The sequence below is a fragment of the Rathayibacter sp. PhB179 genome (genome assembly GCF_004345345.1).
Classification (GTDB): Bacteria; Actinomycetota; Actinomycetes; order Actinomycetales; family Microbacteriaceae; genus Rathayibacter; species Rathayibacter festucae.
On sequence record NZ_SLVD01000008.1, the window covers coordinates 141,860 to 165,270 of the forward strand.

Here is a 23,411-nt window from a genome sequence, read left to right on the forward strand (position 1 = left end):
CGACCCCGGCTGCTAGGGTGCGTGTCGAGCGTGCCGACGTCCCGACGGCTGCGCTCACGGCACAGCGTGGCGCGCCGGACCCGAGGCGTGCCGCCTCCGGCACCGCCCACTGACGGTTTGGACACCCTTGGCCGACTCCTCCTCGCCCTCCTCCGCGAAGCCTCCCTTCGACGCGTCGCAGTTCCACGAGCTCCCGCCGAAGCGGCCCTCCCGTCGAGCCGTCGTGCTCGGCGCGGTCGGCGCCGGCCTCGGCCTCGTCGCCCTCGGCGGCGGCGGCTACGCCGCCTATCGCGCCCTGCAGCCCGACCAGCCCGGCGTCTCCGGCGAGCCGGGCACCCCGGCCGCCGAGCTCGACCTGCTGGCCGGCGTCCCGACTCCGACGCCCTCCTTCGGCCCGAACGGCACCCACTGGCCCTCGCGGACCCCGTGGTTCACCGGTGACGTCGACCTCGAGGTCGAGGTGGAGTGCTCCTGGTCGGCGATCAGCGAGGCCATCACCACGGCGCTCGACACCGCGGGCCCCGCCGACACCGTCCGCATCCTCGTCGCGCCGGGCGAGCTGCCCGGCGGCGGCGCCGGCTCGAGCTCGTCCCCGATGATGCAGGACATCGGCACGCTCGATCGCGACACCCGCGTCCTCGTCTACCCGCGCGACGGCTGGGGCACGGTCACCACCGCCAACTCCTGGCGCCTGCTCCGCGTCTACAACGTCGCGCTCGTCGGCATCGTCACCAACGGCGCCTTCCTCGCCTCCGGCTGCAGCAGCTCGGCCTTCGCGCGGATCACCACCAACGCCTACAACGTCTACGGCGTCGACGGCACCGACTTCACCGAGAACGTCGAGCTCGTCGAGGTGGTCGTCCCGGACGCCCAGCTCCGCGACGAGGACGTCTCGAGCATGCGCACCCCCACCGACGGCGCGGGCGGCCTCCGCCACATCTTCCGCATCGGCTGCTACACCGCCCCCGCGTACAAGGAGAAGGGCTCCGGCGCGCACACCGACACCGTGCAGTTCTCCGGCCAGGGCGGCAACTACTACGGCGACATCACGAGCATCGACTGCATCGACTTCGCCTCGACGAACACCGCGTTCCAGATCGGCTCGGCCGAGAACGTGCGCTACCAGCACTGCCTGGTCGTGGGAGCGGACGTCGTGAAGCGGGTCTTCCCGGTGCCGGACGAGGCCGACCAGGACGGCAGCTTCGGCGCCTCCAACGGCCCCGGCGTCGAGTTCGGCTGCTCGGCGCTCGACAGCACCTTCATCGGGCCGATGGGCGCCGCGACCTGGGCGTCGGTGACGAACTCGACCGCCGGCTACGAGACCAGCGGCGCGGCACCGAAGGAGGGCGAGTGGATCATCGACGAGTCGATCCTCGAGTGGAGCGCCGACGACGTGCACGAGCGCAGCCCGCAGGTGACGAGCGAGTACCTGGCCCAGATCTGGGCCTGACCGGCTGAGCACCCGGCCGGCTGAGCACCGACCGTCCGACCACCTGATCGCCTCACCGGGCGGGCGCCTGAGCGCGCGGCTGCCGGCGCTCAGCCCGCGTGCCGCCCGGCCCGCGCCGGACGCGTCAGCGCGACGAGCGGCGCCGGCACCGTGAAGAGCGGATCCCCCGGGATCAGCGCCAGCACCCGGCGGATCCCGAGCGAGAGCGCGACGATCGCCGCCGTGAGCACCAGCGGGTAGAGCAGCGCCGCCACCGGCTTCTCGAGCAGCCCCGTCAGCCAGGCGGCGTCCGGGTTCGCGACGAGAGACCACAGCCCGAGCAGCGGCACCTGCAGCAGGTAGATCGGCAGCGTCCGCCGTCCGATCGCCGAGCCGACCCGCGCCGCCGGCGCCCAGCGGCAGAGCAGAGCCGCGCAGGCCACGGCGAGCGGGATCGCGCTCGCGCTCACCACGAAGCCCGCGATCTGCCCGGCTGCCCCGTCGACGACGCGCCCACCCACGACCGCCACCAGGAACACCCCGAGCGGCACGAGCAGCACCAGCACACCCGGCCGCGAGAAGCGGCGCAGCTGCTCCGCCCCGAGGACGCCGAGCGCGAAGAAGACGAAGTTGGCCAGCAGCGCGTCGCCGAAGAGGATCACCCGCAGGTTCGTCGCGAGGAACCAGGCGGCGGTGCCGAGCAGCAGGATCCCCCACCACGGCACCCGCAGCGCCCGCAGCAGCACCAGCACGAGCGGGTAGAGCGCGAGCGCGAAGAGGAACCAGAGCGTGGTCGTCGGGAAGACGAACTGCAGGAGGACGCGGTCGAGCGAGTCGATCGAGTGCGGGAAGTCGGGGCGCGCGAGCAGGGCGAAGAACACGGCGTAGAGCACGACCCACACCGCGTAGAGGTAGTAGTTCGAGACGAGCCGCACCCGCGCGGAGCCGCGACGCCAGCCGCGCAGCAGGCCGGACTGCGCGAGAAGCCCCGCCAGCGCGAAGAGGATCGGCATCCGGATGCGCCCGAGCGAGCCCCCGACCTGGTCCCAGAGCGCGGCGACCGAGGATCCCGGATCCGCGACGGTGGCGAAGCTCCAGATCAGGACGTGGAAGAGGACGACCGCGAGGACGCCGAGGCCGCGGGTCGTGTCGATCCAGGCGAGCCGCTCGCGCGCGACGAGCGCGTCCCCTGATCCCGTTGCCACGCGAACCAGTATGCGGGCTCGATGTGTCGCGGAAAACGCGACGTGCGGCGCGCGGCGTCGGTCCGCGGTGGCGGCTCGCGGCGTTCGGCCGCGCGCCGCCCGTCGGTTTGCGCCGTCAGCTCGCGCCGTCGAGCCGCCCGACCGCGGTGACCCGCACGACCGCGGCGCCCGCCTCGTCCGACTCCGCGAGATCGACCGTGGCGGAGATCCCCCAGTCGTGATCGCCGGCCGGATCGTCGAGGATCTGCCGCACCCGCCACTGGGTCGGCGTCTCGGTGACGAGCAGCATCTTCGGACCGCGGGCGTCCGGCCCGATCCCGATCGAGTCGTGCTCGTCGTAGTAGTCGTCGAGCGCCTCTCCCCAGGCGTCAGCGTCGAAGCCGGCCGCCGCGTCCAGCTCGCCGAGCGCCTCGTGGTCGTCCAGCGCCGCGAGCGTGACCCGCCGGAACAGCTCGTTGCGCACCAGCACCCGGAAGGCGCGCTGGTTCGCGGTCAGCCGGCGCGGCGCGGGCGGCACGATCGCCTGGTCGGCGGCGTGCAGGGCCGGGTTGACCAGCTCCTCCCACTCGTCGACCAGCGAGGAGTCGACCTGGCGCACCAGCTCGCCGAGCCACTCGATCAGATCGTGCAGCTCCTCGTTCTTGATCTCGTCCGGGATGGTCTGCCGGGCGGCCCGGAACGCGTCGGAGAGGTAGCGCAGCACCAGCCCCTCCGAGCGGGAGAGCTTGTAGAACGCGCAGTACTCGCCGAACGACATCGCGCGCTCGTACATGTCGCGCACCACCGACTTGGGCGAGAGCTCGAAGTCGCGCACCCAGGGCTGCACGGCGGTGTAGGTCTCGAAGGTCGCCTCGAGCAGCTCCTGGAGTGGCTTCGGGTGCGTGACGCTCTCGAGCAGCTCCATCCGCTCCTCGTACTCGATGCCGTCCGCCTTCATCGCGGCGACCGCATCGCCCCGGGCCTGGAACTGCTGGGCGCCGAGGATCTGCCGCGGGTCGTCGAGCGTCGCCTCGAGCACCGAGATCACGTCCAGCGCGAAGGTCGGCGACTCCGGGTCGAGCACGTCGAACACGGCGAGCGCGAACGGCGAGAGGGGCTGGTTGAGCGCGAAGTTCGGCTGCAGGTCGACGGTCAGCCGGATGCGGACCACGCCGTCGGCGTCGACGATCTGCTCGACGACCTCCGCGGTGCGGAGCGTGCGGTAGATGCCCAGCGCCCGGCGGGCCAGCTGCAGCTGCCGCTTCCACGGCTCGTGGTTGTCGAAGATCAGCGCGTGCACGTTCGCGAAGACGTCGCCGCCGCGCGCGATCACGTTGAGCAGCATCGCCGAGGTGATCGTCATGTGCGAGGTGAGCGTCTCGGGCTCGGCGTCGACGAGCTTGCGGAAGCTCGGCTCGCCCCAGCTGACGAAGCCCTGCGGCGCGCGCTTGCCGACCCACTTGCGCCGCTTCTTCGGGTCGTCGCCCATCTTGTCGAGCGCCTTGCGGTTCTCCGACTCGTGCTCGGGCGCCTGCACCACCACGGTGCCCGCGGTGTCGTAGCCCGCGCGGCCGGCCCGCCCGGCGATCTGGTGGAACTCGCGGGCCGAGAGCTGGCGGCTCTTCACGCCGTCGTACTTGGTCAGTGCGCTGAGCAGCACCGTCCGGATCGGCACGTTGATGCCGACGCCGAGGGTGTCCGTGCCGCAGATCACCCGCAGCATGCCCTGCTGGGCCAGCTGCTCGACCAGGCGGCGGTACTTCGGCAGCATGCCCGCGTGGTGCACGCCGATCCCGAGCCGGAGCAGGCGCGAGAGGGTCTTGCCGAACGCAGTCGTGAAGCGGAAGCCGCCGATCACCTCCGCGATGCGGTCGCGGTGCTCGCGGGTGGCGATGTTCGCGCTGGTCAGCGCCTGCGCGCGCTCGAGCGCGGCGGCCTGGGAGAAGTGCACGATGTAGACCGGCGCCTGGTTCGTCGAGAGCAGCTCCTCGATCGAGTCGTGGATCGGCGCGATCTCGTAGAAGAAGTGCAGCGGCACCGGCCGCTCGACCCCGGTGACCGTCGCGGTCTCGCGCCCCGTCCGCCGGGTGAGGTCCGCGGCGAGCGCCGTCACGTCGCCAAGCGTCGCCGACATCAGCACGAACTGCACGTGCGGCAGCGTCAGCAGCGGCACCTGCCAGGCCCAGCCGCGGGACGGGTCGGCGTAGAAGTGGAACTCGTCCATCACGACCTGGTCGACGTCCGTCTCGGCGCCGTGCCGGAGTGCCAGGTTGGCGAGGATCTCGGCCGTGCAGCAGATGATCGGCGCGTCCGGGTTCACCGAGGAGTCGCCGGTCACCATGCCGACGTTCGCGGCGCCGAAGACGTCGACCAGCGCGAAGAACTTCTCCGAGACGAGCGCCTTGATCGGCGCGGTGTAGTAGCTGCGCCGGCCGTTCGCCAGCGCGGCGGCGTGCGCCCCGATCGCGACCAGCGACTTCCCGGTGCCGGTCGGCGTCGACAGGATCAGGTTCGCCCCCGACGAGATCTCGATCATCGACTCGTCCTGCGCCGGGTACAGCGGCAGCCCGCGCGCCTCGGCCCACTCCGTGAACGCCAGGTACACCGCGTCGTCGTCGACGCGCCCGTCGGCGTCGGGCGTCGGCATCCGTTCGAGCAGCGTCGCAGTCATCCCCCCATCCTCCCGGAGTTTCCTGCGCCAGGGCCCCTCCCTGCTGGTCGAGTGCCTCCGCAGCGGCCGCACCCTGCTGGTCGAATGCCTCCGCAGCGGCCGCACCCTGCTGGTCGAATGCCTCCGCAGCCGCCCCTGCATGCTGGTCGAGTAGCCGCGCAGCGGCGTATCGAGACCCACCCTCCGGACGCCGGTGGATCTCGATACGCCCTCTCCGAGGGCTGCTCGATCACCATGCCGATGCCGGTCGAGCAGCCGCGCCGCGGCGTATCGAGACCCGCGCTCACGGGCGCGCTCGATCCGCGAGGGCCCGGCGCAGCCGCTCGACCGAGCGCTCGGGGTGCGGCAGGAACTCGGCCGCGACGATGCGCACCGGGTGCACACCGATCGCGAGGAAGTCGTCGTAGCGGCCGACGTCGCGCGCGAACTGGCGGTTGCTCGTGCGGTGTCCGTCGCCCTCGTACTCCCAGGACACCCGCTCCCGCTCGTACCAGCCGTCGGGCCGCCCGACGAAGACACCCGCCGGCGTGAACAGCGGCACCTGGAGCTGCGGCTCCGGAAGTCCTGCCCGCACCGACGCGAGCCGGAAGCGCGTCTCCGGCCGCGACTCGGCGCCGTCGCGCACCAGCGCGACCGCCTCGCGCAGCCGCGCTGCCCCGCGCCCGCAGAACCACGCCACTCGCTCGCGGAGCTCCCCCAGCGGCACCCAGGGGCGCGGATCCTCCGGATCTCCGCGGTGCGGCGTCCGCACGAGCGCGTCGCCCGCCGCCACGAGATCGTCGAGCTCGAGCAGCGTGCCCAGATGGCAGAAGAGCGACGCCCCGTCGGTCATCGGCAAGCCGTGCCGGACGACGCGCCGTACCCGCGCATCGGAGACCGCGTGCCCGGCCACTCCCGGACGCCGTGCCGCCCGAGCCGGCGCGCGCACGCTGACGTGCAGCGGCTCACCCGGCAGGGCGCGCGGGAGCTCCAGCGGCCAGAGTCTCGCCGCGGTCAGATGGCTGAGGACCGCTCCCGGCCCGAGCAGGGCGAGGAGCGCCCGCGCGCGGATCTCGAGGTCCGGATCGACGCCCTCGACCCGCACGCCGTGGAACGGCGCCGTCAGATCGCCGCTGCGCAGGCGACCCCGGGCGAGACCGACGCGAGCGGCCTCGGCGACGGTGAACGGCCGCCCGAGGAGCTCGGCGGGAAGACGGGACGGCTGCGGCATCCCGCCACCGTGCCGCACGCGGACCCCTGAGAACCGCTCTTCACAGACCCGCCTGTTCTCCACACCCCGACCGCGCCAGTCGATCCGTCACGAACGGTCCCCTCTCGCATTCGGAGACGACCATTCGTGCCGGATCGACGCCCGCACTGGGCTGCTCGATCAGCAGGCTGGGGCCGGTTCAGCAGCCCGCGGGTCAGGCGAGGGCGCGCTCGACGTACGGGCGCAGGTCGGCGGCGAGGCGCAGCTCGCCCGCGGCCTCGGCGTCGAGGAGGGTCTGCGCGTCGTCCGCGCGGCGCTCGACGAACCAGCGGCGCAGCGGCACGGCGCGCTCCGGGCGCGAGAGCAGCTCGATCGCGTCGCCGGCCTCGATGCTCCCCCGGTGCAGGACCCGCAGGTAGGCGCCGGTGCGCCCCTCGTCGGCGAAGCGCTTGACCCAGTGCGGCTCGCCGAGCACGCGCTGGAAGGTCGCGCACGGCGTCCGCGGCATCGTCACCTCGACCTCGACCTTCTCGCCGATCCGCCACCGCTCGCCGATCACGGCGCCGGTGAGATCGAGCCCCTCGACGCGCAGGTTCTCGCCGAACCGTCCGGGGGGCATCTCGTAGCCGAGCCGCTCCGCCCACCACTCGGCGTCCTCGCGGGCGTAGGCGTAGAGGGCCTTCGCCTCGCCGCCGTGGTGCGCGCGGTCGGCCTGCACGTCGGCGTAGACGCCGAGATCGCGGATGACGACCGGCCCCTCGACGGGGCGCTTGTCGATGGCGGTCACGCCGACCAGGCCCGGGTCCGGGAGCAGGCGGTCGACGCGGCAGACGGCGAGGAGTCGGGGCATGCGGTCATGCTCTCACCGCCGGGCCCCGCTCGCGCGCAGAGGCTCGCCGGTGGGCGGTGCGCAGGTGCTCGCCGCGTAGGCTCGCCGGGTGCGCGCCGCCCTCCCCGCTCCCCGTTTCGATCCGCTCCTCCTCGCCGGCCTCGCGGAGGGCTACGCCGGCGACACCGGCGCCCGGGAGCACGCGGAGGGCCTCCGCTTCGACGGCGTCGACCTCACCGGCGCCGACCTGACGGCCGCGTCCTTCAGCGAGTGCGTGCTCGACGGCGTGGTCCTCGAGCGGGCGCAGCTGCGGGCCGCCTCCCTCGTGGAATCGCGGCTCGAGCGGCTGGACGTGCCGGGGCTGTCCGCGCCCCGCAGCCGCTGGCGCTCGATCGAGCTCGCCTCCTCCCGGCTCGGCTCGGCCGAGCTCTACGAGAGCACCTTCGAGCAGGTCCGCATCACGGACTGCAAGCTCGGCTACGTCAACCTGCGCGGAGCGACCCTGCGCGACGTCCTCTTCGAGCGCTGCACGATCGACGAGCTCGACCTGGGCGGGGCCACCGGTTCGCGAGTGGCCTTCACCGACTGCGACGTCCGCTCGCTGGAGCTGCCCGGCGCGAAGATCCAGGACCTCGACCTGCGCGGCGCCGAGCTGCACGTGCTCGGCGGTCTCGACGGGCTCCGAGGCGTCGCGCTCACGGAGCTGCAGCTCAGCCTGATGCTGCCGCTGTTCGCCGAGCACTTCGGCGTGCGGATCCTCGGCTGAGGCGGACCCCCGGCCCTATGCGCGCCGTCGCCCGATCCGCCGGCTGAGCGCGCGGCGCCCGAGCAGGAACACCCCGAGCACGATCGTCGTGACGACCACGAAGCTCAGCTGCACGCCCTGCCCGGAGAGCACCCGCAGCAGCATCCCGCCGGCCACCGTCACGACCCAGACCACGAGCCCGGAGACGAGGATGCGATCCGGCGTCCGCCAGGCGCGCGCGATCACCCAGCCCAGCAGCAGCGCCGCGAGGAAGGGCCAGAGCGTCACGAGGAAGCCCTCGAGCACCGAGTCGCCGTCGTGCGTCCGCCGCCCGATCAGCACGAAGACCGCGACCAGGAGGACGTCCACCGCCAGGCCGAGCCCGGCGCGGCGGGTCACGCCGGCTCCGTCACGAAGTCGATCAGCTGCTCGACCCGGCCGAGCAGCGCGGGCTCCAGGTCCTTGAAGGTCCGGACCTGCCCGAGGATGCGCTGCCAGGCGCGCGCGATGTCGGCCTGCTCGTCGTGCGGCCAGCCGAGCGCCTGGCAGATGCCCTTCTTCCACTCGATCGAGCGCGGGACGTCGGGCCAGCGCGCGAGGCCGACGCGGGCCGGCTTGACCGCCTGCCAGACGTCGACGAAGGGATGGCCGACGACGAGGACGTGCGCGCCGTGCGGGCCGGCGGCGACCGCGTCGGCGATCCGCGACTCCTTCGACCCGCGGACGAGGTGGTCGACGAGCACGCCGATCCGCCGTCCCGGCCCGGGGGCGAAGGCGCGGACAAGCTCGTCGAGGTTGTCGACGCCCTCGATGTACTCGACGACCACGCCCTCGATCCGCAGGTCGTGCCCCCAGACCTTCTCCACCAGCTCGGCGTCGTGGCGGCCCTCGACGTAGATGCGGCTCGGCAGCGCGACGCGCGCCTTCGCGTCCGCGACGTGGAAGGAGCCGGAGGCGGAGCGCGCCCGGCCGAGGTTCGCGTCGCGCTTGAGGCCGGGCGCCTTGAGCGACACCGGCTTGCCGTCGATGAGGAAGCCGGGGCCGATCGGGAAGACGCGGACCTTGCCGAAGCGGTCCTCGAGCTTCACCATCCGCAGCTCCACGCCGACGACGGCGCCGACGAATCCGGAGGCGACCTCCTCGACCACGAGATCGCGCTCGGCCTCGACCACCGCGACCTCGACCGTGTTCTTCGCCCGCCAGTTCCCGGCGAGCACGTCCTGCCCGTACCTGTCCTCGTCCATCGCCTCGAGGGTAGCCCGCTGCTGCGGATGATCATCACTCTCGATTGCCCGAATGTATTGCGATGCGTTTATGGATCTGGTCCACTGGTCCTGGCCGCCGACCGGTGGCCGCGTTCCTCGAAAGGCAGCACCATGAGCAGCACCGACCTCCACGCCGAGCACGACCTCACCGAGCACCAGCACGGCGACGGCTGCGGCCACACCACCGTCCAGCACGACGACCACGTCGACTACGCGCACGGCACCCACCGCCACGCCCTGCACGGCGACCACTACGACGAGCACGGCGCGCACGCCGAGCACGTCGCCGCCGCCGACCAGTCCTGACCCGTTCGGCGGCATGCTGGTCGAGTAGCCGCGGAGCGGCGTATCGAGACCCGCCCTCCGGACGACCCTGGATCTCGATACGCCCTCTCCGAGGGCTACTCGATCAGCATGAGCGGCCCATGCTGGTCGAGTAGCGCGGAGCGCGTATCGAGACCCACCCACCGGACGACCCTGGATCTCGATACGCCCTCTCCGAGGGCTACTCGATCAGCATGAGCGAGCCATGCTGGTCGAGTAGCGCGGAGCGCGTATCGAGACCCCGCCGCCGGCGAGCATGACGCCGCGAGACCCCGCTCCCAGCCGCGGTGAGTAGGCTGGCGGGGATACAACGTGCTCCGGGGTCGGTGAGAGTCCGAACCGGCGGTGACAGTCCGCGAGCCGCTGACCACTTCGGTGGGAGGCGGTTGACCTGGTGGAATTCCGGGACCGACGGTGAAAGTCCGGATGGGAGGCAGCACGAGCGTCGCGCGCGAGCGCGGCGCTGAACGACGGTGCCCGCGCACCGCCGCTCGCACCCCGGAGTTCGGCGACGAACGGAACCGGGAATGACGATCGACTTCGAGCACGCGATGCGCAGGGCGCTGGCCCTCGCCGAGCGCGGCCCCTCGCGCGGCGTGAATCCGCGCGTCGGCTGCGTCCTCCTCGCGCCCGACGGCACCGTCCTCGCCGAGGGCTGGCACCACGGCGCCGGCACCGCTCACGCCGAGGTCGACGCCCTCTCCGCCCTCGCCCCGGGCGCCGCGACCGGCGCCACCGCCGTCGTCTCCCTCGAGCCCTGCAACCACACCGGCCGCACCGGCCCCTGCAGCCGGGCCCTGATCGACGCCGGCGTCGCCCGCGTGGTCTACGCCGTCGGCGACCCCGGCGACCGCTCGGCCGGCGGCGGCGACACCCTGCGCGCGGCCGGCGTCGAGGTGATCGAGGGCGTCCTCGCCGAGGAGGCGGAGGAGTTCCTGCACGTCTGGCTCGCCGCGACCCGCCGCCGCCGCCCCTGGGTGACCCTCAAGTGGGCGTCCACGCTCGACGGCCGCACCGCCGCCGCCGACGGCAGCAGCCGCTGGATCACCGGCGCCGCGGCCCGGCAGCGCGTGCACGAGCAGCGCGCCGCCGCGGACGCGATCCTCGTCGGCACCGGCACGGTCCTCGCCGACGACCCGAGCCTCACCGCCCGCGGCGACGCCGGCGAGCTCCTCGCCGAGCAGCCGCTGCCCGTCGTCGTCGGCGAGCGCGGCGTCCCCGCCGGCGCCCGCGTCCTCGAGCACCCGCGCCCCCCGGTCCTCGAGCGCACGCACGACCTCGCGGCGGTCCTCGACCGCCTCTACGACGCCGAGATCCGCCACGTCTACGTCGAGGGCGGCCCGACTCTGGCCTCCGCCCTCGTCGCCGGCGGACTCGTCGACGAGTTCTTGGTCTACCTCGCCCCGGCGCTGCTCGGCGGCCCGCGGCTCGCCCTCGACGACCTCGGCGTCGCGAGCATCGCCGGCGCGCACCGCCTCGATCTCCGCTCTGTCGAGGTCCTCGGCGGCGACCTCCTCGTCACCGCCCGGCCGGGCTCCCCCGCCCGCCGGCAGCCCGCCCCGCAGAAGGAGTCCTGATGTTCACCGGAATCATCGAGGAGGTCGGCGTCGTCACGGCCGTCTCGGCAGGGACCGACGCGATCCGCCTGACCGTGCGCGGCCCCCTGGCCGTCGAGGGCGCCCGGCACGGCGACTCCATCGCGGTCTCGGGCGTCTGCCTCACCGTCGTCGACCAGTCGGCGGACGGCTTCACCGCCGATGTGATGGCGCAGACCCTGCGGATGTCCACGCTCGACGGCGTCGCGGTCGGCGACCCCGTCAACCTGGAGCGCGCGGCGCTGGTCGGCGACCGCCTCGGCGGCCACATCGTCCAGGGCCACATCGACGGCACCGCGACGCTGCTCGCGGTCACGCCCGGCGACGCCTGGCGCGTGCTGCGCTTCTCCCTCCCCGCCGAGGCCGCCCCGCTCGTCACCGACAAGGGCTCGATCGCGGTCGACGGCGTCTCGCTGACGGTCTCGGCGATCAGCCCCGCCACCGAGCCGGAGCAGTGGTTCGAGGTCTCGCTCATCCCCGAGACCCTGGCCGCCACCACCCTCGGCGCCCGCGCCGTGGGCGACCGCGTCAACATCGAGACCGACATCCTCGCCCGCCACGTCGAGCGGATGCTCGCGCTGCGGTCCGCCGCCGACGAAGGAGGCCGAGCATGAGCCTCGCCACGATCCCCGAGGCCGTCGCGGCCCTCCGCGCCGGCCGGCCGATCATCGTCGCCGACGACGAGGGCCGCGAGAACGAGGGCGACGTCATCGTCTCGGCCCAGCTCGCCAGCCAGGAGACGATCGCCTGGATGGTGCGCCACTCCTCCGGCTTCATCTGCGCGCCGATGACGAACGAGATCGCCGACCGCCTGGATCTGCCGCTGATGGTCGTCGACAACGAGGACCCGCGCGGCACCGCGTACACGATCTCGGTCGACGCCGCCGACCGCCTCTCCACCGGCATCAGCGCCTCCGATCGCGCGCACACGCTCCGCGTGCTGGCCGACCCGGAGGCGACTCCGGCGCGACTGCATCGGCCCGGCCACATCCTGCCGCTGCGCGCCGTCGAGGGCGGCGTGCGCGAGCGCGACGGGCACACGGAGGCGGCGGTCGACCTGATGAAGCTCGCCGGGCTCGAGCCCGTCGGCGCCATCTCGGAGATCGTGGCCGAGGACGGCGAGATGATGCGCCTCCCCGGCCTGATCGCCCTCGGCGAGCGCGAGGGCGTGCCGGTGACCACGGTGGCCGCCCTGATCGCCTACCTCGAGGAGCACCACGCCGAGCTGGACGCCTCGAGCGTGGAGCCCGCCCGGGACACCCCGCGGGTGATCTTCGAGGTCGAGACGACCGTGCCGACCACGCACGGGCCGTTCCGGCTGCGCGCCTACCGCGACCGCCAGACCGGCGCCGACCACGTCGCCGTCGTGGCGGGCGACATCGGCGACGGTCACGGCACGCTCGTGCGGGTGCACTCCGAGTGCCTCACCGGCGAGGCCTTCGGCTCGCTGAAGTGCGAGTGCGGACCGCAGCTCGACGCCGCGCTCGACACGATCCAGCGCGACGGCGGCGTCGTGATCTACCTCCGCGGGCACGAGGGCCGCGGCATCGGCCTGATCAACAAGCTCCGCGCCTACCGCCTCCAGGAGGACGGGCTCGACACCCTCGACGCCAACCTCGCCCTCGGCCTGCCCGCCGACGCCCGCGACTACGGCGCCGCCGTCGGCATCCTCGAGGACCTCGGCGTCACCGACGTCCGCCTGCTCACCAACAACCCGGACAAGGTGCGCCAGCTCACCGACCGCGGCATCACCGTGTCCGAGCGCGTGCCGCTGGTCGCCGGTGTCGGCGCCTTCAACCAGGGCTACCTCGCGACCAAGCGCGACCGGATGGGCCACTTCAGCGATCTCGACCCCCTCGTCGGACTCGACCCCCTCGACGCCGGACCCTCCGGCGCGACACCGAAGGAGTAAGCCATGGCCGGTAGCGGCGCCCCCACCACATCCCCCGTCGACGGGAGCGGCCTCCGCGTCGTCGTCGTCGCGGGGACCTGGCACCAGCAGATCAGCGACGGGCTGATCGCCGGCGCGAAGGCCGCGCTCGACGAGTCCGGCGCCTCCTGGTCGCTCGTGCGCGTCCCGGGCTCGTTCGAGCTGCCGGTGGCCGCGAAGGCCGCCCTCGAGGCCGGCGCCGACGCGGTGGTCGCCCTCGGCGTCATCATCCGCGGCGGCACCCCGCACTTCGAGTACGTCTCGGACGCGGCGACCTCGGGCCTGACGAACGTCTCGATCCAGACCGGCAAGCCGGTCGGCTTCGGCGTGCTCACCCTCGACACCGAGCAGCAGGGCATCGACCGCGCCGGCCTGCCCGGCTCGAAGGAGGACAAGGGCCGCGAGGCGGCGGAGGCGGCGATCGCGACCGCGCTCGTCCTCCGCGAGCTGCGCGGCTAGCCGCGACCCCGAGCGCCGACGCCCCCCTTGTCGGGGGCGTCGGCGCACTTCGCGGAGAGGCGCTCTTGCTGAGAAGACCCGGAGTAAAGTGGACGGGTCGTCACGAGCGGCCCTACCCTCCCTCCCCCTCGGCCCCCGCGGCCCGCAGCGCCCGATCGACGCCGCCCCCGCCGGCACCGGGAGACCCCTCCACCGGAGCAGCCCTCTTCCATGTCTTCTTCCCGTACCGCAGCCGACGCTCCCGCCGCCGCCCCGCAGAACTCCCGGGGCCGGGTCATCCTGGCGAGCCTCATCGGCACCTCGATCGAGTTCTACGACTTCTACGCCTACGCGACGGCCGCCGTCCTGGTCTTCCCGTCGCTCTTCTTCGTCAACGAGGACCCGGCGGTCGCCCTCCTCGCCTCCTTCGCGGTCTTCGGCGTCGCCTTCATCGCCCGCCCGATCGGGTCGATCATCTTCGGCCACTTCGGCGACCGCGTCGGCCGCAAGGGGACCCTCGTCGCCTCGCTGCTCACGATGGGCATCGCGACCTTCCTGATCGGCTGCCTGCCGACCGCCCTCACGCCGGGCTGGGAGTTCCTCGCTCCGTTCCTGCTCGTCGTGATGCGCTTCTGCCAGGGCCTCGGCCTGGGCGGCGAGTGGTCCGGCGCCGCCCTCCTCGCGACCGAGAACGCCCCCGCGAACAAGCGCGCCATCTACGGCACGTTCCCCCAGCTCGGCGCCCCGATCGGCTTCATCGTCGCGAACGTGCTCTTCCTCGTGCTCGCGAGCACGATGAGCGATGAGACCTTCGCGGCCTGGGGCTGGCGCGTGCCGTTCCTCGCGAGCGCCGTGCTGGTGATCGTCGGCCTCTACGTGCGCCTCAAGCTCGTCGAGACCCCCGCGTTCCAGAAGGTCGTCGACAACGGCGAGGTGGCCAAGCTGCCGCTCGCCCGCGTCTTCAAGACGAGCTGGCGCCCGCTCATCCTCGGCACGTTCATCATGCTGGCGACCTACGTGCTCTTCTACCTGATGACCACGTTCACGCTGACCTACGGCACCACGCCCTCCGACGCGGCGACCCCGGGCCTGGGCTACAGCCGCAACGACTTCCTGATCATGCTGATCGTCGGCGTCGTCTTCTTCGGGATCTTCACGCTCGTCTCCGGCCCGCTGGCCGAGAAGTTCGGCCGCCGCCGCACGCTGCTCGTCGTCACCTCGGCGATCCTCGTCTTCGGCCTGCTCTTCGTCCCGCTGTTCAGCGGCGGCTTCGCCGGCGTGATGGCGGTGCTGATCCTCGGCTTCACGCTGATGGGCCTCACCTTCGGCCCGATGGGCGCCGTCCTGCCCGAGCTGTTCCCGACCAACGTCCGCTACACCGGCTCGGCGATGTCGTACAACCTGGCGTCGATCCTCGGAGCGGCGCTCGCGCCGATCATCGCGGTGGCGCTCTGGCAGTCGGCCGGCGGCAGCACGCTGCTGGTGGGCCTCTACCTCAGTGCCGCGGCGGTGCTGACGCTGATCGCTCTGCTGCTCTCGAAGGAGACGCAGCACACGGCGTACCACGACAACGTGTCGTAGGACGCTCCTGCCCTGTACGTCCGGCCCGTCGGTTCCCCCGGCGGGCCGGACCCGTCTCCGGGCCCGTGCGACAGGACGCGGCGGCGGCCCTTCATGCCGGTCGACCCTTTTCATGCTGGTCGACCCTTCTCATGCTGGTCGAGTAGCCCCGCAGGGGCGTATCGAGACCCACCGTGGTCAGCAGGGCCGGTCCGCAGACTCGCGTTCTGACGCCGGTGCATCTCGATCCGCCCGCTCCGCGGGCTACTCGATCAGCATGGCGTCCCGTCCCGATCGGGGGCCGGTTCGCAGCCACGAAGGGGCAAGATGGACGGCGGTCCACAAGAAGTACGGCAGGGCATGAGCGAGGACGAACGAGCGATGAGCAGCACCACGGAGAGCACGCGCGGCGGACGGCGGCCCCGCCGCGGCAAGGACGACGGACCCCGCGCCTCCTTCTCGCAGCTCGTCCCCTACCTGCTCGAGCACCGCGGCATCCTCTCGGTCGTGGTGGTGCTCAGCCTGTTCGGTGCCGCCGCCAGCCTCGCGCAGCCGCTCGTCGTCGGCCAGGTCATCACCCGCGTGCAGGACGGTCTCGACCTCGGCCCGCTGGTCTGGGCGCTCCTCGTGCTCGTCGTCGCCTCCGGCCTCATCTCCGGCTTCGCGCACTACCTGCTCCAGCGCACCGGCGAGGGGATCGTCCTCTCCAGCCGCCGCCGGCTCGTCGCGCGGCTGCTCCGCCTGCCGATCCGCGAGTTCGACGCCCGCCGCACCGGCGACCTCGTCTCCCGCGTCGGCTCCGACTCCACGCTGCTGCGCGCCGTGCTCACCCAGGGCCTCGTCGACTCGATCGCCGGCTCGCTGCTCTTCGTCGGCGCGATCATCGCGATGGCGGTCATCGACTGGGTGCTGCTGCTGATCATCGTGATCGTCGTCGCCGTCGCCCTCGGTGCGGCGCTCACCCTCGGTCGCGGCATCCGCGTCGCCAGCCGGAAGGCGCAGGAGAAGGTCGGCGACCTCGCCGCCGCCGTCGAGCGCGCGATCAGCGCCGTCCGCACCATCCGCGCCGCCGGCGCCACCGACCGCGAGATCGCCGTCGTCGACACCCACGCGACCGAGGCCTACCGCCTCGGCATCCGCGTCGCGCACATCTCGGCGCTCGTCGTCCCGGTGGCCGGCATCGCGATGCAGGTCGCCTTCCTCGCCGTCCTCGGCGTCGGCGGCTACCGCGTCGCCTCGGGCGCGATCGACATCGCGCAGCTGGTGTCGTTCATCCTCTTCCTCTTCATGATGGTGATGCCGCTGGGCAACTTCATCGGCGCGATCACCTCGGTCAACTCGGCGCTCGGCGCGCTCGGCCGGATCCAGGAGATCATCGACCTGCCGATCGAGGGCGACGGCGAGCGCGACGGCGGCGGCCTCGGCCCGGGCGTCGCGGACTCCGCGATCGCCTTCGACGACGTCGTCTTCTCCTACGACGAGAAGGCCCTCGACGTCGACGAGGACGCCCGCGACCGCACCGTCCTGCGCGGCGTCTCCTTCACTGTCCCGCGCGGCAAGCGCACCGCCCTGGTCGGCCCGTCCGGTGCCGGCAAGAGCACGATCCTCGCGCTGATCGAGCGCTTCTACGACCCCGAGGCCGGCGTGGTCCGGCTCGGCGGAGTCGACATCACCGCCATCGACCGCGACGCCCTCCGCGCCCAGATCGGCTACGTCGAGCAGGACGCGCCGGTGCTGGCCGGCACCCTCCGCGAGAACCTCGTGCTCGGCCGACCGGACGCCTCCGACGAGGACTGCCTGCGGGTGCTCGAGGCCGTGAACCTCACCGACGTGCTCGAGCGCAACCCGCTCGGCCTGAACGCCCCCGTCGGCGAGAGCGGCGTCATGCTCTCGGGCGGCGAGCGCCAGCGCCTCGCCATCGGGCGCGCGCTCCTCGCGGCCCCGCCGATCCTGCTGCTCGACGAGTCCACCTCGAGCCTGGACGGCCTCAACGAGCAGCGCCTGCGGCTCGCGATCGACGCCGTGGCCGAGAACCGCACGCTCCTGGTGATCGCGCACCGCCTCTCGACGGTCGTCGACTCCGACCAGATCGTGGTGCTGCAGAAGGGCGAGGTCGTCGGGATCGGCACGCACTCCGAGCTCGTCGAGTCGACGCCGCTCTACCGCGACCTGGCCAAGCACCAGCTGCTGGTCTGAGCGCGGCCCGCCGCCCGGTCAGCGCGGCGGCATCCGCAGCGCGCCGTCGAGGCGGATCACCTCGCCGTTGAGCATCGGGTTCTCGATGACGTGGCGGACGAGCGCGGCGAACTCCGACGGCCGGCCGAGCCGGGCCGGGTGCGGCACCGCCTCGCCGAGGGCGGCGCGCGCCGCCTCCGGCAGCCCGGCGAGCAGCGGGGTGTCGAAGGTGCCGGGTGCGATCGAGACGACGCGGATCAGCGCGGAGGCGAGCTCGCGCGCGAGCGGCAGGGTCAGCGCGGCCACGGCGCCCTTCGAGGCGGCGTAGGCCGCCTGCCCGATCTGCCCCTCGAAGGCGGCGATCGACGCCGTGGTGATCAGGACCCCGCGCTCGCCGTCGATCGGCTCGCCCTCGGCGATGACGGCCGCCGCGAGCCGCAGGACGTTCAGCGTGCCGACGGTGTTGATCCGCAGGACCCGCTCGAAGGCGTCGAGCGCCAGCGGTCCGTCGCGGCCGAGGAGCCGGCCCGGCGTGGCGACGCCGGCGCAGGTCACGGCGATCCGCAGCCCCTCGGCGGCCGTCACGGCCCGCTGGACCGCGTCGGCGTCGAGGACGTCGCCCGGGATCCGCAGAATCGACTCCGGCAGGTCGGCGCTGTCGAGCGCCGTCGGCAGATCGAGGACGACGACGCGCGCTCCTGCCTCGGCGAGGGCCCGCGCGGTCGCGGCCCCGAGCCCCGAGGCTCCCCCGGAGACCAGCGCCGCGCAGCCCTCGACGCGCATCAGGGGGCGATCGTCGGGGCGGGCGCGTCGGTGGAGAGCGCCTCGGCGGAGCAGTCGGTGAGGGTGCGGTCGTAGTCGGCGATCGCCTCCTGCGCGGCCAGCCACTCCGTCTCGCTGAGCGAGCCGTCCGGCGCCGGGGGCCGCTCGTTGAGGCCGTAGCGCGCGAGGCACCGGGTGATCAGCTGCGAGACCTCATCACCCTCGGTCACCGCTCCGGTCGCGACGGGCGTCGGCTCGGTCGCGCGGATCGTCCGCGCGGGCGTGGCACCGGAGTCGGGCACCTCGGCCGGGTCCAGCGCGCAGCCCGCGAGCGGGGCCAGCAGCAGCAGCACGGCCGCGACGGCCGACGGCAGGCGGGCGGCGCGGAGCCGGGAGCGCTCGGGCATGGACGACCTCGGGAGTGGATGACGGCGGAGGACGGCACGGCGCCGGAGGAGCGGTGCCGGCCGGGTTCGTGGCGAGCGTAGCGCAGGCGCTCGGACCGGGGCGCCGGGGTGCGCGGAACGACGGGCCACGGCCCTGACGGGGGGTCAGGGCGACGCGAGCGCCCACATCGCGACCGCGCTCGCCGCGGCGACGTTCAGCGAGTCGATCCCGTGCCGCATCGGGATCTGCACCGCGACGTCCGCGGCGGCCAGCGCCTCCGCGGTGAGCCCCTCCCCCTCGGTGCCGAGCACGAGCGCGACCCGCTCCGGGGCGGCCGCCGCGAAGTCGCGCAGCGGCACCGCCTCCGGGGTCAGCGCCATCGCGGCGATCGTGAAGCCGGCCTCGTGCAGCAGCGCGCGGGTGCTCGGCCAGTCGCCCACCCGCGTCCACGGCACCTGGAGCACCGTGCCCATGCTGACGCGGATCGCCCGGCGGTAGAAGGGGTCGGAGCAGCGCGGCGTCACCAGCACGGCGTCGGCGCCGATCGCGCCGACCGAGCGGAAGATCGCGCCGACGTTGGTCGGGTCGACCACGTTCTCGAGCACGACCACGCGGCGCGCGCCGGTGAGCAGCTCCGCGGGGTCGGCCAGGACGGGCCGGTCCAGCGCGGCGATCAGGCCGCGGTGCAGCGTGTAGCCGGTCAGCTCGGCCAGCAGCTCGCCGGGCCCTGTGAACACCGGCACGTCGCGGTCGCCGAGCAGCCGCTCGGCCTCCTCGACCGAGCCGCCGAGCGAGAGCACCGAGCGCGGCCGATGCCCGGCGGCGAGCGCCCGCTCGAGCACCAGCGCCGACTCCGCGAGGTAGAGCCCGTGCGGGCCACGGGCGTTCTTCAGCGCGACGTCCGTGGCGTGCGCGTAGTCGCGCAGCCGCGGGTCCTCGAGCGAGCGGACCTCGATCAGCTCCACAGATCAGGCGAACGGGTCGGGGGTGAGCGTGTACTTCGTGCTGAGGTACTCGTGGATGCCCTCGAGCCCGCCCTCGCGGCCGAGCCCCGACTGCTTGACGCCGCCGAACGGCGCCGCGGCGTTCGAGACCACACCGACGTTCAGGCCCATCATCCCGGTGGCGAGCCGCTCGATCATCCGCTGCCCGCGGGCGAGGTCACGGGTGAAGACGTACGAGACCAGCCCGAACTCGGTGTCGTTGGCGAGGGCGACCGCCTCGTCCTCGTCGCGGAACGGCACGATCGCGAGCACCGGGCCGAAGATCTCGGTGCGCAGGATCTCGCTGCCGGGCGCGACCCCCGCGAGCACCGTCGGCTCGTAGAAGTGCCCCGCTCCGTCGATGCCGTGCCCGCCGACCCGGACCTCGGCTCCGCGGTCGACGGCGTCCCGGACCAGCGAGGAGGCCTTCTCGACCGCGCGGTCGTCGATCAGCGGACCGATCGTGATGCCCGCCTCGGTGCCGCGGCCGACGGTCAGCGCGCGGACGCGCTCCGTGACGCGGGCCGCGAACTCCTCGGCGATCGACTCGTGCACGAAGAAGCGGTTCGCGGCCGTGCAGGCCTGCCCGATGTTGCGGAACTTCGCCAGCATCGCGCCCTCGACCGCGCGGTCGAGATCGGCGTCCTCGAAGACGACGAACGGCGCGTTGCCGCCGAGCTCCATCGAGGTGCGCAGGACGCCCTCGGCCGCCTGCTGCAGCAGCGTCCGCCCGACCGGCGTCGAGCCGGTGAAGGAGAGCTTGCGCAGCCGCGGGTCCGACAGGATCGGCTCCGACACCGCTCCGGCCGAAGAGGTGGTGACCACGTTGACGACGCCGTCCGGCACCCCGGCCTCGGCGAGCAGGGCGGCGAAGGCGAGCGTCGTCAGCGGCGTGAGCTCGGCGGGCTTCACCACGACGGTGCAGCCGGCGGCGAGGGCCGGGGCGATCTTGCGGGTCGCCATCGCGAGCGGGAAGTTCCACGGGGTGATCAGGTAGCACGGGCCGATCGGGTGCTGCGAGACGATCATCCGCCCCGTGCCCTCCGGGTTCACGCCGTAGCGGCCCGAGATGCGCACCGCCTCCTCGCTGAACCAGCGGAGGAACTCGCCCCCGTAGGCGACCTCGCCGAGCGCCTCGGCGAACGGCTTGCCCATCTCCAGCGTCATCAGCAGGGCGAAGTCGTCCTTGCGCTCCTGCAGGAGGTCGAACGCGCGGCGGAGGATCTCCGCGCGCTTCCGGGGCGCGGTCGCGGCCCAGGCCGGCCCCGCCTCGACGGCGGCGTCGAGCGCCCGCAGGCCGTCCTCCGGAGTCGCGTCGGCGATGGTGCGGATCACCTCGCCGGTGGCCGGATCCTCGACGTCGATCGTGCCGCCGCCCGAGCCGTCGACCCACGCGCCGCCGATGAGCAGCTGCGACGGGACGCGGGCGAGCAGGGCAGCCTCGGCGGCGCTTCGAACGACGGAATCACTCACGAGAACACTCTTCCTGTGCGGATCGAGTCGCGCGGACCCCGCACGACGACGCTTCTCAGTCTACGACCGCCCCCGGACGCACCTCAGGAGCCGGTCACCCCTGTGGACGGACCGGCCCCTGTGGAGGAGGGAAGCACGGTGGAGGAGGGAAGCACGGTGGAGGAGACCTCGACGCGCACACCCGCCTCGGCCAGCTCGCGCAGCGCCGCGGCGCTCGCCTCGGGCGAGACCCCGGCGACGAGGTCGGAGAGCACGCGCACCTCCAGGCCAGCCGCGCGCGCATCGAGGGCCGAGGCCCGCACGCAGTAGTCGGTGGCGAGCCCGACGACGTCGAGCTCGGTCACGCCCAGGCGCTCGAGCAGCGTCGGAACCGGCGCGCCGTCGTCCGCCGTCCCCTCGAAGGCCGAGTAGGACGGCCGGCCCTGGCCCTTGCGGATGTGCACGTCGACCGCGTCGACAGCGAGGGCCGGGTGGTACTCCGCGCCGGCCGTCCCCGCCACGCAGTGCACCGGCCAGGTGTCGACGAAGTCGGGCTCTGGGGCGAAGTGCCCGCCGTTGTCGGAGTCGCCGTCGTGCCAGTCGCGCGAGGCGAGCACCGTCGTGTAGCGGCCGGCGCTCGCGGCGAGGTGCGCGGTGATCCCCTCGGCGACACGGGTGCCGCCGGCGACGGCGAGGGCGCCCTCCTCGGTGAAGTCGTTCTGCACGTCGACGATCAGGAGTGCCGTGGTCATGGTGGTCCTCTCGGAGCGGGAGCGGGGGCGGGAGCGGTGCGGGAGCGGAGCGGTCGGGTCGGTCAGGAGTCGGAGAGCGCGCCGCCGCAGCGGTAGACGCCGGTGACGAGCGTGTCGATGGCGGTCTTCGCCGAGTCGGAGACGTCGCCGAGCGCGTAGACGGCGAAGGTGAGCGCGGTGCCGTCCTGGGCGTCGACCACGCCGGCGAGCGTGTAGCCGGTGTCGATCCAGCCGGTCTTCGCGCGGACGGCGCCGTCGGCCACCGCGTTGTCGCCGGCGAAGCGGTCGGCGTAGGAGAGCGAGCCGGTGCGCCCCGAGACCGGGAGGCCGTCGAGGAGGACGCCGAGCTGCCCCTCCCGCGCATGGACCTTCCGCAGCAGGCTCGTGAAGTACGCCGGAGCCACCGCGTTGTCGTCGCTGAGCCCCGAGCCGTCGACGATCGTGATGCCGGCCGTGTCCACTCCGTAGCCGGCGAGGCCCTGGAGGACGCCCGCCTGCTCGGCGCCGAAGTCGTTGCCCGAGCCCGTGCGGATCGCGACCAGCCGCGCGAGCATCTCGGCGATCGCGTTGTCCGAGACGAGCAGCATCTGCTGCACGAGGGTGCTGACCGGGGCCGACTCGACGGTGCCGAGCACCCGCGCTCCGGCCGGGGCGGTGCCGGTGCTCACCGTCGACGAGCCGGACAGCTCAGCCGCGAAGGCGTCGCCCGCCCGGCCGATCGGGTCCTCGCCGCGGCGGGAGGTGGCGGCGGTCGGATCCGCGCGGTCGCCGTCGACCTGCAGGGCGGTGATCTCGGGCATGTAGCCGTCGGTCTGCTCCTTGCGGTTCCAGCTCGGCTGCCAGGTGTCGCCGGAGTAGAGCGAGGCGTCGAGCACGACCGAGGAGATCGTGGTGCCCGCGGTCGCCGGGTCGGCGTCCCAGGCGGCCTTGAGCTGCGCGGCGAGGTCGTCGAGGTGCGCGGCGCCGGCGTAGACCGACTCCTGACCGCTCGGCAGTCGGCTGAGCGTGAGGTCTCCCCCGCCGACCAGCACGACGCTGCCGGCCGCGTCGCCCGCGACGACGGTCGTGGCGATCCGGGTGTCCGGGCCGAGGACGGCGAGCGCGGCGGCGGCGGTGAGGATCTTGAGCGCGGATGCGGTGCGCGAGGCGGTCGTGCCGCCGCGGTCGAAGAGCACCTCGCCGGTCGCCGCGTCGACGACCCGCGCCTGCATCGCGCCGAGGCGCGGATCCGCCGCGAGCCCGGCGACGGAGCAGGTGCGCAGCGCCTCGGCGGTCTCGGTGCCGGCGGGGCGGGCGGTGGGCGTCGGCGTCGGCGTCGGCGTGGCCGTCGTCGTCGCGGTGGCGGGTGCCGAGGCGGTGGGCGCCGCGGCGGGAGTCGCCGTGCGGCCGATCGCCGTCCCGGCGCTGAAGGCTCCGACGCCCAGCAGCACGGCGACGGCGGCCGCCGCGACGACGAGGGCGCGCGGTCGGCGGCGGGGCGGGGTGTCGGTCATCCGAACCAGGGTAACGGGCGGGGATCGACGGGGCCTGGGGGCCGGAGATACGGGGCGATGGCGACACTCGCTGCTTCACCACGTGAGAAATGCGGAGCCGCCTGTCGGAATCGAACCGACGACCTTCTCATTACGAGTGAGACGCTCTACCGACTGAGCTAAGGCGGCGTGCTCGCGAGGCGCTCGCCCCGGACACGATTACACAGCATAGCCTGCTCGCGGGCCGGGGCGTGAATCGGGGCGCGCAG

21 protein-coding genes, 1 tRNA gene and 1 riboswitch are annotated in these 23,411 nt (G+C 73.4%); of the genes, 9 read left to right on the forward strand and 13 right to left on the reverse strand.

Annotated elements, in window-relative coordinates; translation table 11 throughout:
* Window positions 1-127 precede the first annotated feature (127 nt).
* Entirely contained in the window at window positions 128-1,450 is a 1,323-nt protein-coding gene (locus tag EDF43_RS21955) for a hypothetical protein (RefSeq protein WP_165909151.1), read from the forward strand.
* An 89-nt stretch (window positions 1,451-1,539) separates the two neighbouring features.
* Here EDF43_RS21955 and EDF43_RS16355 read toward each other — a convergent pair whose 3' ends face one another.
* From EDF43_RS16355 to EDF43_RS16370, 4 genes are all read right to left on the reverse strand, one after another.
* A complete protein-coding gene (locus tag EDF43_RS16355) occupies window positions 1,540-2,634 on the reverse strand; it encodes an acyltransferase (protein WP_165909150.1) in 1,095 nt (364 codons plus the stop codon).
* Between the two features lie 115 nt (window positions 2,635-2,749).
* Entirely contained in the window at window positions 2,750-5,284 is a 2,535-nt protein-coding gene (locus tag EDF43_RS16360; RefSeq protein WP_132437692.1) for a DEAD/DEAH box helicase, read from the reverse strand.
* A 283-nt stretch (window positions 5,285-5,567) separates the two neighbouring features.
* Complete coding sequence (locus tag EDF43_RS16365) at window positions 5,568-6,494, reverse strand: hypothetical protein (RefSeq protein ID WP_132437691.1); 927 nt, start codon at window positions 6,492-6,494, stop codon at window positions 5,568-5,570.
* 193 nt (window positions 6,495-6,687) lie between these two features.
* Window positions 6,688-7,323 carry an MOSC domain-containing protein gene (locus EDF43_RS16370; protein WP_123705180.1) on the reverse strand — a complete coding sequence of 212 codons (636 nt, stop codon included), beginning with the start codon at window positions 7,321-7,323 and terminating at the stop codon, window positions 6,688-6,690.
* Window positions 7,324-7,411: 88 nt separating this feature from the next.
* On the opposite strand from EDF43_RS16370, the gene EDF43_RS16375 reads away from it, so the two are divergent.
* Window positions 7,412-8,068 carry a pentapeptide repeat-containing protein gene (locus EDF43_RS16375; protein ID WP_132437690.1) on the forward strand — a complete coding sequence of 219 codons (657 nt, stop codon included), beginning with the start codon at window positions 7,412-7,414 and terminating at the stop codon, window positions 8,066-8,068.
* A 15-nt stretch (window positions 8,069-8,083) separates the two neighbouring features.
* Here EDF43_RS16375 and EDF43_RS16380 read toward each other — a convergent pair whose 3' ends face one another.
* Together EDF43_RS16380 and EDF43_RS16385 are read right to left on the reverse strand one after the other, a co-directional pair.
* Window positions 8,084-8,446, reverse strand: a complete 363-nt coding sequence (locus tag EDF43_RS16380) for a DUF3054 domain-containing protein (protein WP_132437689.1) — start codon at window positions 8,444-8,446, stop codon at window positions 8,084-8,086.
* Window positions 8,443-9,291: a DUF3097 domain-containing protein gene (locus tag EDF43_RS16385; protein ID WP_132437688.1), complete on the reverse strand. Its 849-nt coding sequence runs from the start codon at window positions 9,289-9,291 to the stop codon at window positions 8,443-8,445. Before EDF43_RS16385 ends, EDF43_RS16380 begins: the two co-directional genes overlap by 4 nt.
* 132 nt (window positions 9,292-9,423) lie before the next feature.
* Here EDF43_RS16385 and EDF43_RS16390 point away from each other — a divergent pair, with 132 nt between their 5' ends.
* The 7 genes from EDF43_RS16390 (at window position 9,424) to EDF43_RS16420 (ending at window position 17,355) form a co-directional block, all read left to right on the forward strand.
* Window positions 9,424-9,618: a zinc transporter permease gene (locus tag EDF43_RS16390; protein WP_123447667.1), complete on the forward strand. Its 195-nt coding sequence runs from the start codon at window positions 9,424-9,426 to the stop codon at window positions 9,616-9,618.
* A 327-nt stretch (window positions 9,619-9,945) separates the two neighbouring features.
* A riboswitch (FMN riboswitch) is annotated at window positions 9,946-10,079 on the forward strand.
* A gap of 84 nt (window positions 10,080-10,163) precedes the next feature.
* Window positions 10,164-11,213: a bifunctional diaminohydroxyphosphoribosylaminopyrimidine deaminase/5-amino-6-(5-phosphoribosylamino)uracil reductase RibD gene (ribD, locus tag EDF43_RS16395; RefSeq protein WP_243582250.1), complete on the forward strand. Its 1,050-nt coding sequence runs from the start codon at window positions 10,164-10,166 to the stop codon at window positions 11,211-11,213.
* Complete coding sequence (locus tag EDF43_RS16400; protein WP_132437687.1) at window positions 11,213-11,845, forward strand: riboflavin synthase; 633 nt, start codon at window positions 11,213-11,215, stop codon at window positions 11,843-11,845. The genes ribD and EDF43_RS16400 overlap by 1 nt, the downstream gene beginning before the upstream one ends.
* Window positions 11,842-13,143, forward strand: a complete 1,302-nt coding sequence (gene ribA / locus EDF43_RS16405; protein ID WP_132437686.1) for a GTP cyclohydrolase II — start codon at window positions 11,842-11,844, stop codon at window positions 13,141-13,143. The genes EDF43_RS16400 and ribA overlap by 4 nt, the downstream gene beginning before the upstream one ends.
* A 3-nt stretch (window positions 13,144-13,146) precedes the next feature.
* Window positions 13,147-13,620, forward strand: coding sequence for a 6,7-dimethyl-8-ribityllumazine synthase (ribH, locus tag EDF43_RS16410; protein WP_123447670.1), 474 nt, complete (start codon window positions 13,147-13,149; stop codon window positions 13,618-13,620).
* 210 nt (window positions 13,621-13,830) lie between these two features.
* Window positions 13,831-15,180 carry an MFS transporter gene (locus tag EDF43_RS16415; RefSeq protein WP_132437685.1) on the forward strand — a complete coding sequence of 450 codons (1,350 nt, stop codon included), beginning with the start codon at window positions 13,831-13,833 and terminating at the stop codon, window positions 15,178-15,180.
* A gap of 360 nt (window positions 15,181-15,540) precedes the next feature.
* Window positions 15,541-17,355 carry an ABC transporter ATP-binding protein gene (locus tag EDF43_RS16420; protein WP_132437684.1) on the forward strand — a complete coding sequence of 605 codons (1,815 nt, stop codon included), beginning with the start codon at window positions 15,541-15,543 and terminating at the stop codon, window positions 17,353-17,355.
* 18 nt (window positions 17,356-17,373) lie between these two features.
* On the opposite strand, the gene EDF43_RS16425 is transcribed toward EDF43_RS16420, so the two are convergent.
* The 7 genes from EDF43_RS16425 to EDF43_RS16455 all read right to left on the reverse strand — a co-directional run bounded on the left by EDF43_RS16425 (window position 17,374) and on the right by EDF43_RS16455 (window position 23,331).
* Complete coding sequence (locus tag EDF43_RS16425; RefSeq protein WP_132437683.1) at window positions 17,374-18,117, reverse strand: SDR family NAD(P)-dependent oxidoreductase; 744 nt, start codon at window positions 18,115-18,117, stop codon at window positions 17,374-17,376.
* Entirely contained in the window at window positions 18,117-18,503 is a 387-nt protein-coding gene (locus EDF43_RS16430; protein ID WP_132437682.1) for a hypothetical protein, read from the reverse strand. Before EDF43_RS16430 ends, EDF43_RS16425 begins: the two co-directional genes overlap by 1 nt.
* A gap of 144 nt (window positions 18,504-18,647) precedes the next feature.
* Window positions 18,648-19,448 (reverse strand): RNA methyltransferase, encoded by an 801-nt coding sequence (locus tag EDF43_RS16435; RefSeq protein ID WP_132437681.1) that lies wholly within the window; start codon window positions 19,446-19,448, stop codon window positions 18,648-18,650.
* Window positions 19,449-19,451: 3 nt separating this feature from the next.
* On the reverse strand, window positions 19,452-20,939 hold the full coding sequence (locus EDF43_RS16440; protein ID WP_132437680.1) for an NAD-dependent succinate-semialdehyde dehydrogenase: 1,488 nt from the start codon (window positions 20,937-20,939) through the stop codon (window positions 19,452-19,454).
* Window positions 20,940-21,022: 83 nt separating this feature from the next.
* The gene (locus EDF43_RS16445) at window positions 21,023-21,670 is read right to left on the reverse strand and encodes an isochorismatase family protein (RefSeq protein ID WP_123737574.1); all 648 of its coding nucleotides are present in this window, start codon (window positions 21,668-21,670) and stop codon (window positions 21,023-21,025) included.
* A 62-nt stretch (window positions 21,671-21,732) separates the two neighbouring features.
* Entirely contained in the window at window positions 21,733-23,163 is a 1,431-nt protein-coding gene (dacB, locus tag EDF43_RS16450) for a D-alanyl-D-alanine carboxypeptidase/D-alanyl-D-alanine-endopeptidase (RefSeq protein ID WP_132437679.1), read from the reverse strand.
* 95 nt (window positions 23,164-23,258) lie between these two features.
* Window positions 23,259-23,331, reverse strand: a tRNA-Thr gene (locus tag EDF43_RS16455).
* Window positions 23,332-23,411: the final 80 nt, after the last annotated feature.

Excerpts from the sequence above, each read along its gene's own strand:
- EDF43_RS16360 (WP_132437692.1), bottom strand. The coding sequence starts at position 5,284 with ATGACTGCGACGCTGCTCGAACGGATGCCGACGCCCGACGCCGACGGG.
- EDF43_RS16365 (WP_132437691.1), bottom strand. The coding sequence starts at position 6,494 with ATGCCGCAGCCGTCCCGTCTTCCCGCCGAGCTCCTCGGGCGGCCGTTC.
- EDF43_RS16370 (WP_123705180.1), bottom strand. The coding sequence starts at position 7,323 with ATGCCCCGACTCCTCGCCGTCTGCCGCGTCGACCGCCTGCTCCCGGAC.
- EDF43_RS16385 (WP_132437688.1), bottom strand. The coding sequence starts at position 9,291 with ATGGACGAGGACAGGTACGGGCAGGACGTGCTCGCCGGGAACTGGCGG.
- EDF43_RS16390 (WP_123447667.1), top strand. The coding sequence starts at position 9,424 with ATGAGCAGCACCGACCTCCACGCCGAGCACGACCTCACCGAGCACCAG.
- ribD (WP_243582250.1), top strand. The coding sequence starts at position 10,164 with ATGACGATCGACTTCGAGCACGCGATGCGCAGGGCGCTGGCCCTCGCC.
- EDF43_RS16400 (WP_132437687.1), top strand. The coding sequence starts at position 11,213 with ATGTTCACCGGAATCATCGAGGAGGTCGGCGTCGTCACGGCCGTCTCG.
- ribA (WP_132437686.1), top strand. The coding sequence starts at position 11,842 with ATGAGCCTCGCCACGATCCCCGAGGCCGTCGCGGCCCTCCGCGCCGGC.
- ribH (WP_123447670.1), top strand. The coding sequence starts at position 13,147 with ATGGCCGGTAGCGGCGCCCCCACCACATCCCCCGTCGACGGGAGCGGC.
- EDF43_RS16415 (WP_132437685.1), top strand. The coding sequence starts at position 13,831 with ATGTCTTCTTCCCGTACCGCAGCCGACGCTCCCGCCGCCGCCCCGCAG.
- EDF43_RS16420 (WP_132437684.1), top strand. The coding sequence starts at position 15,541 with ATGAGCAGCACCACGGAGAGCACGCGCGGCGGACGGCGGCCCCGCCGC.
- EDF43_RS16425 (WP_132437683.1), bottom strand. The coding sequence starts at position 18,117 with ATGCGCGTCGAGGGCTGCGCGGCGCTGGTCTCCGGGGGAGCCTCGGGG.
- EDF43_RS16430 (WP_132437682.1), bottom strand. The coding sequence starts at position 18,503 with ATGCCCGAGCGCTCCCGGCTCCGCGCCGCCCGCCTGCCGTCGGCCGTC.
- EDF43_RS16445 (WP_123737574.1), bottom strand. The coding sequence starts at position 21,670 with ATGACCACGGCACTCCTGATCGTCGACGTGCAGAACGACTTCACCGAG.
- dacB (WP_132437679.1), bottom strand. The coding sequence starts at position 23,163 with ATGACCGACACCCCGCCCCGCCGCCGACCGCGCGCCCTCGTCGTCGCG.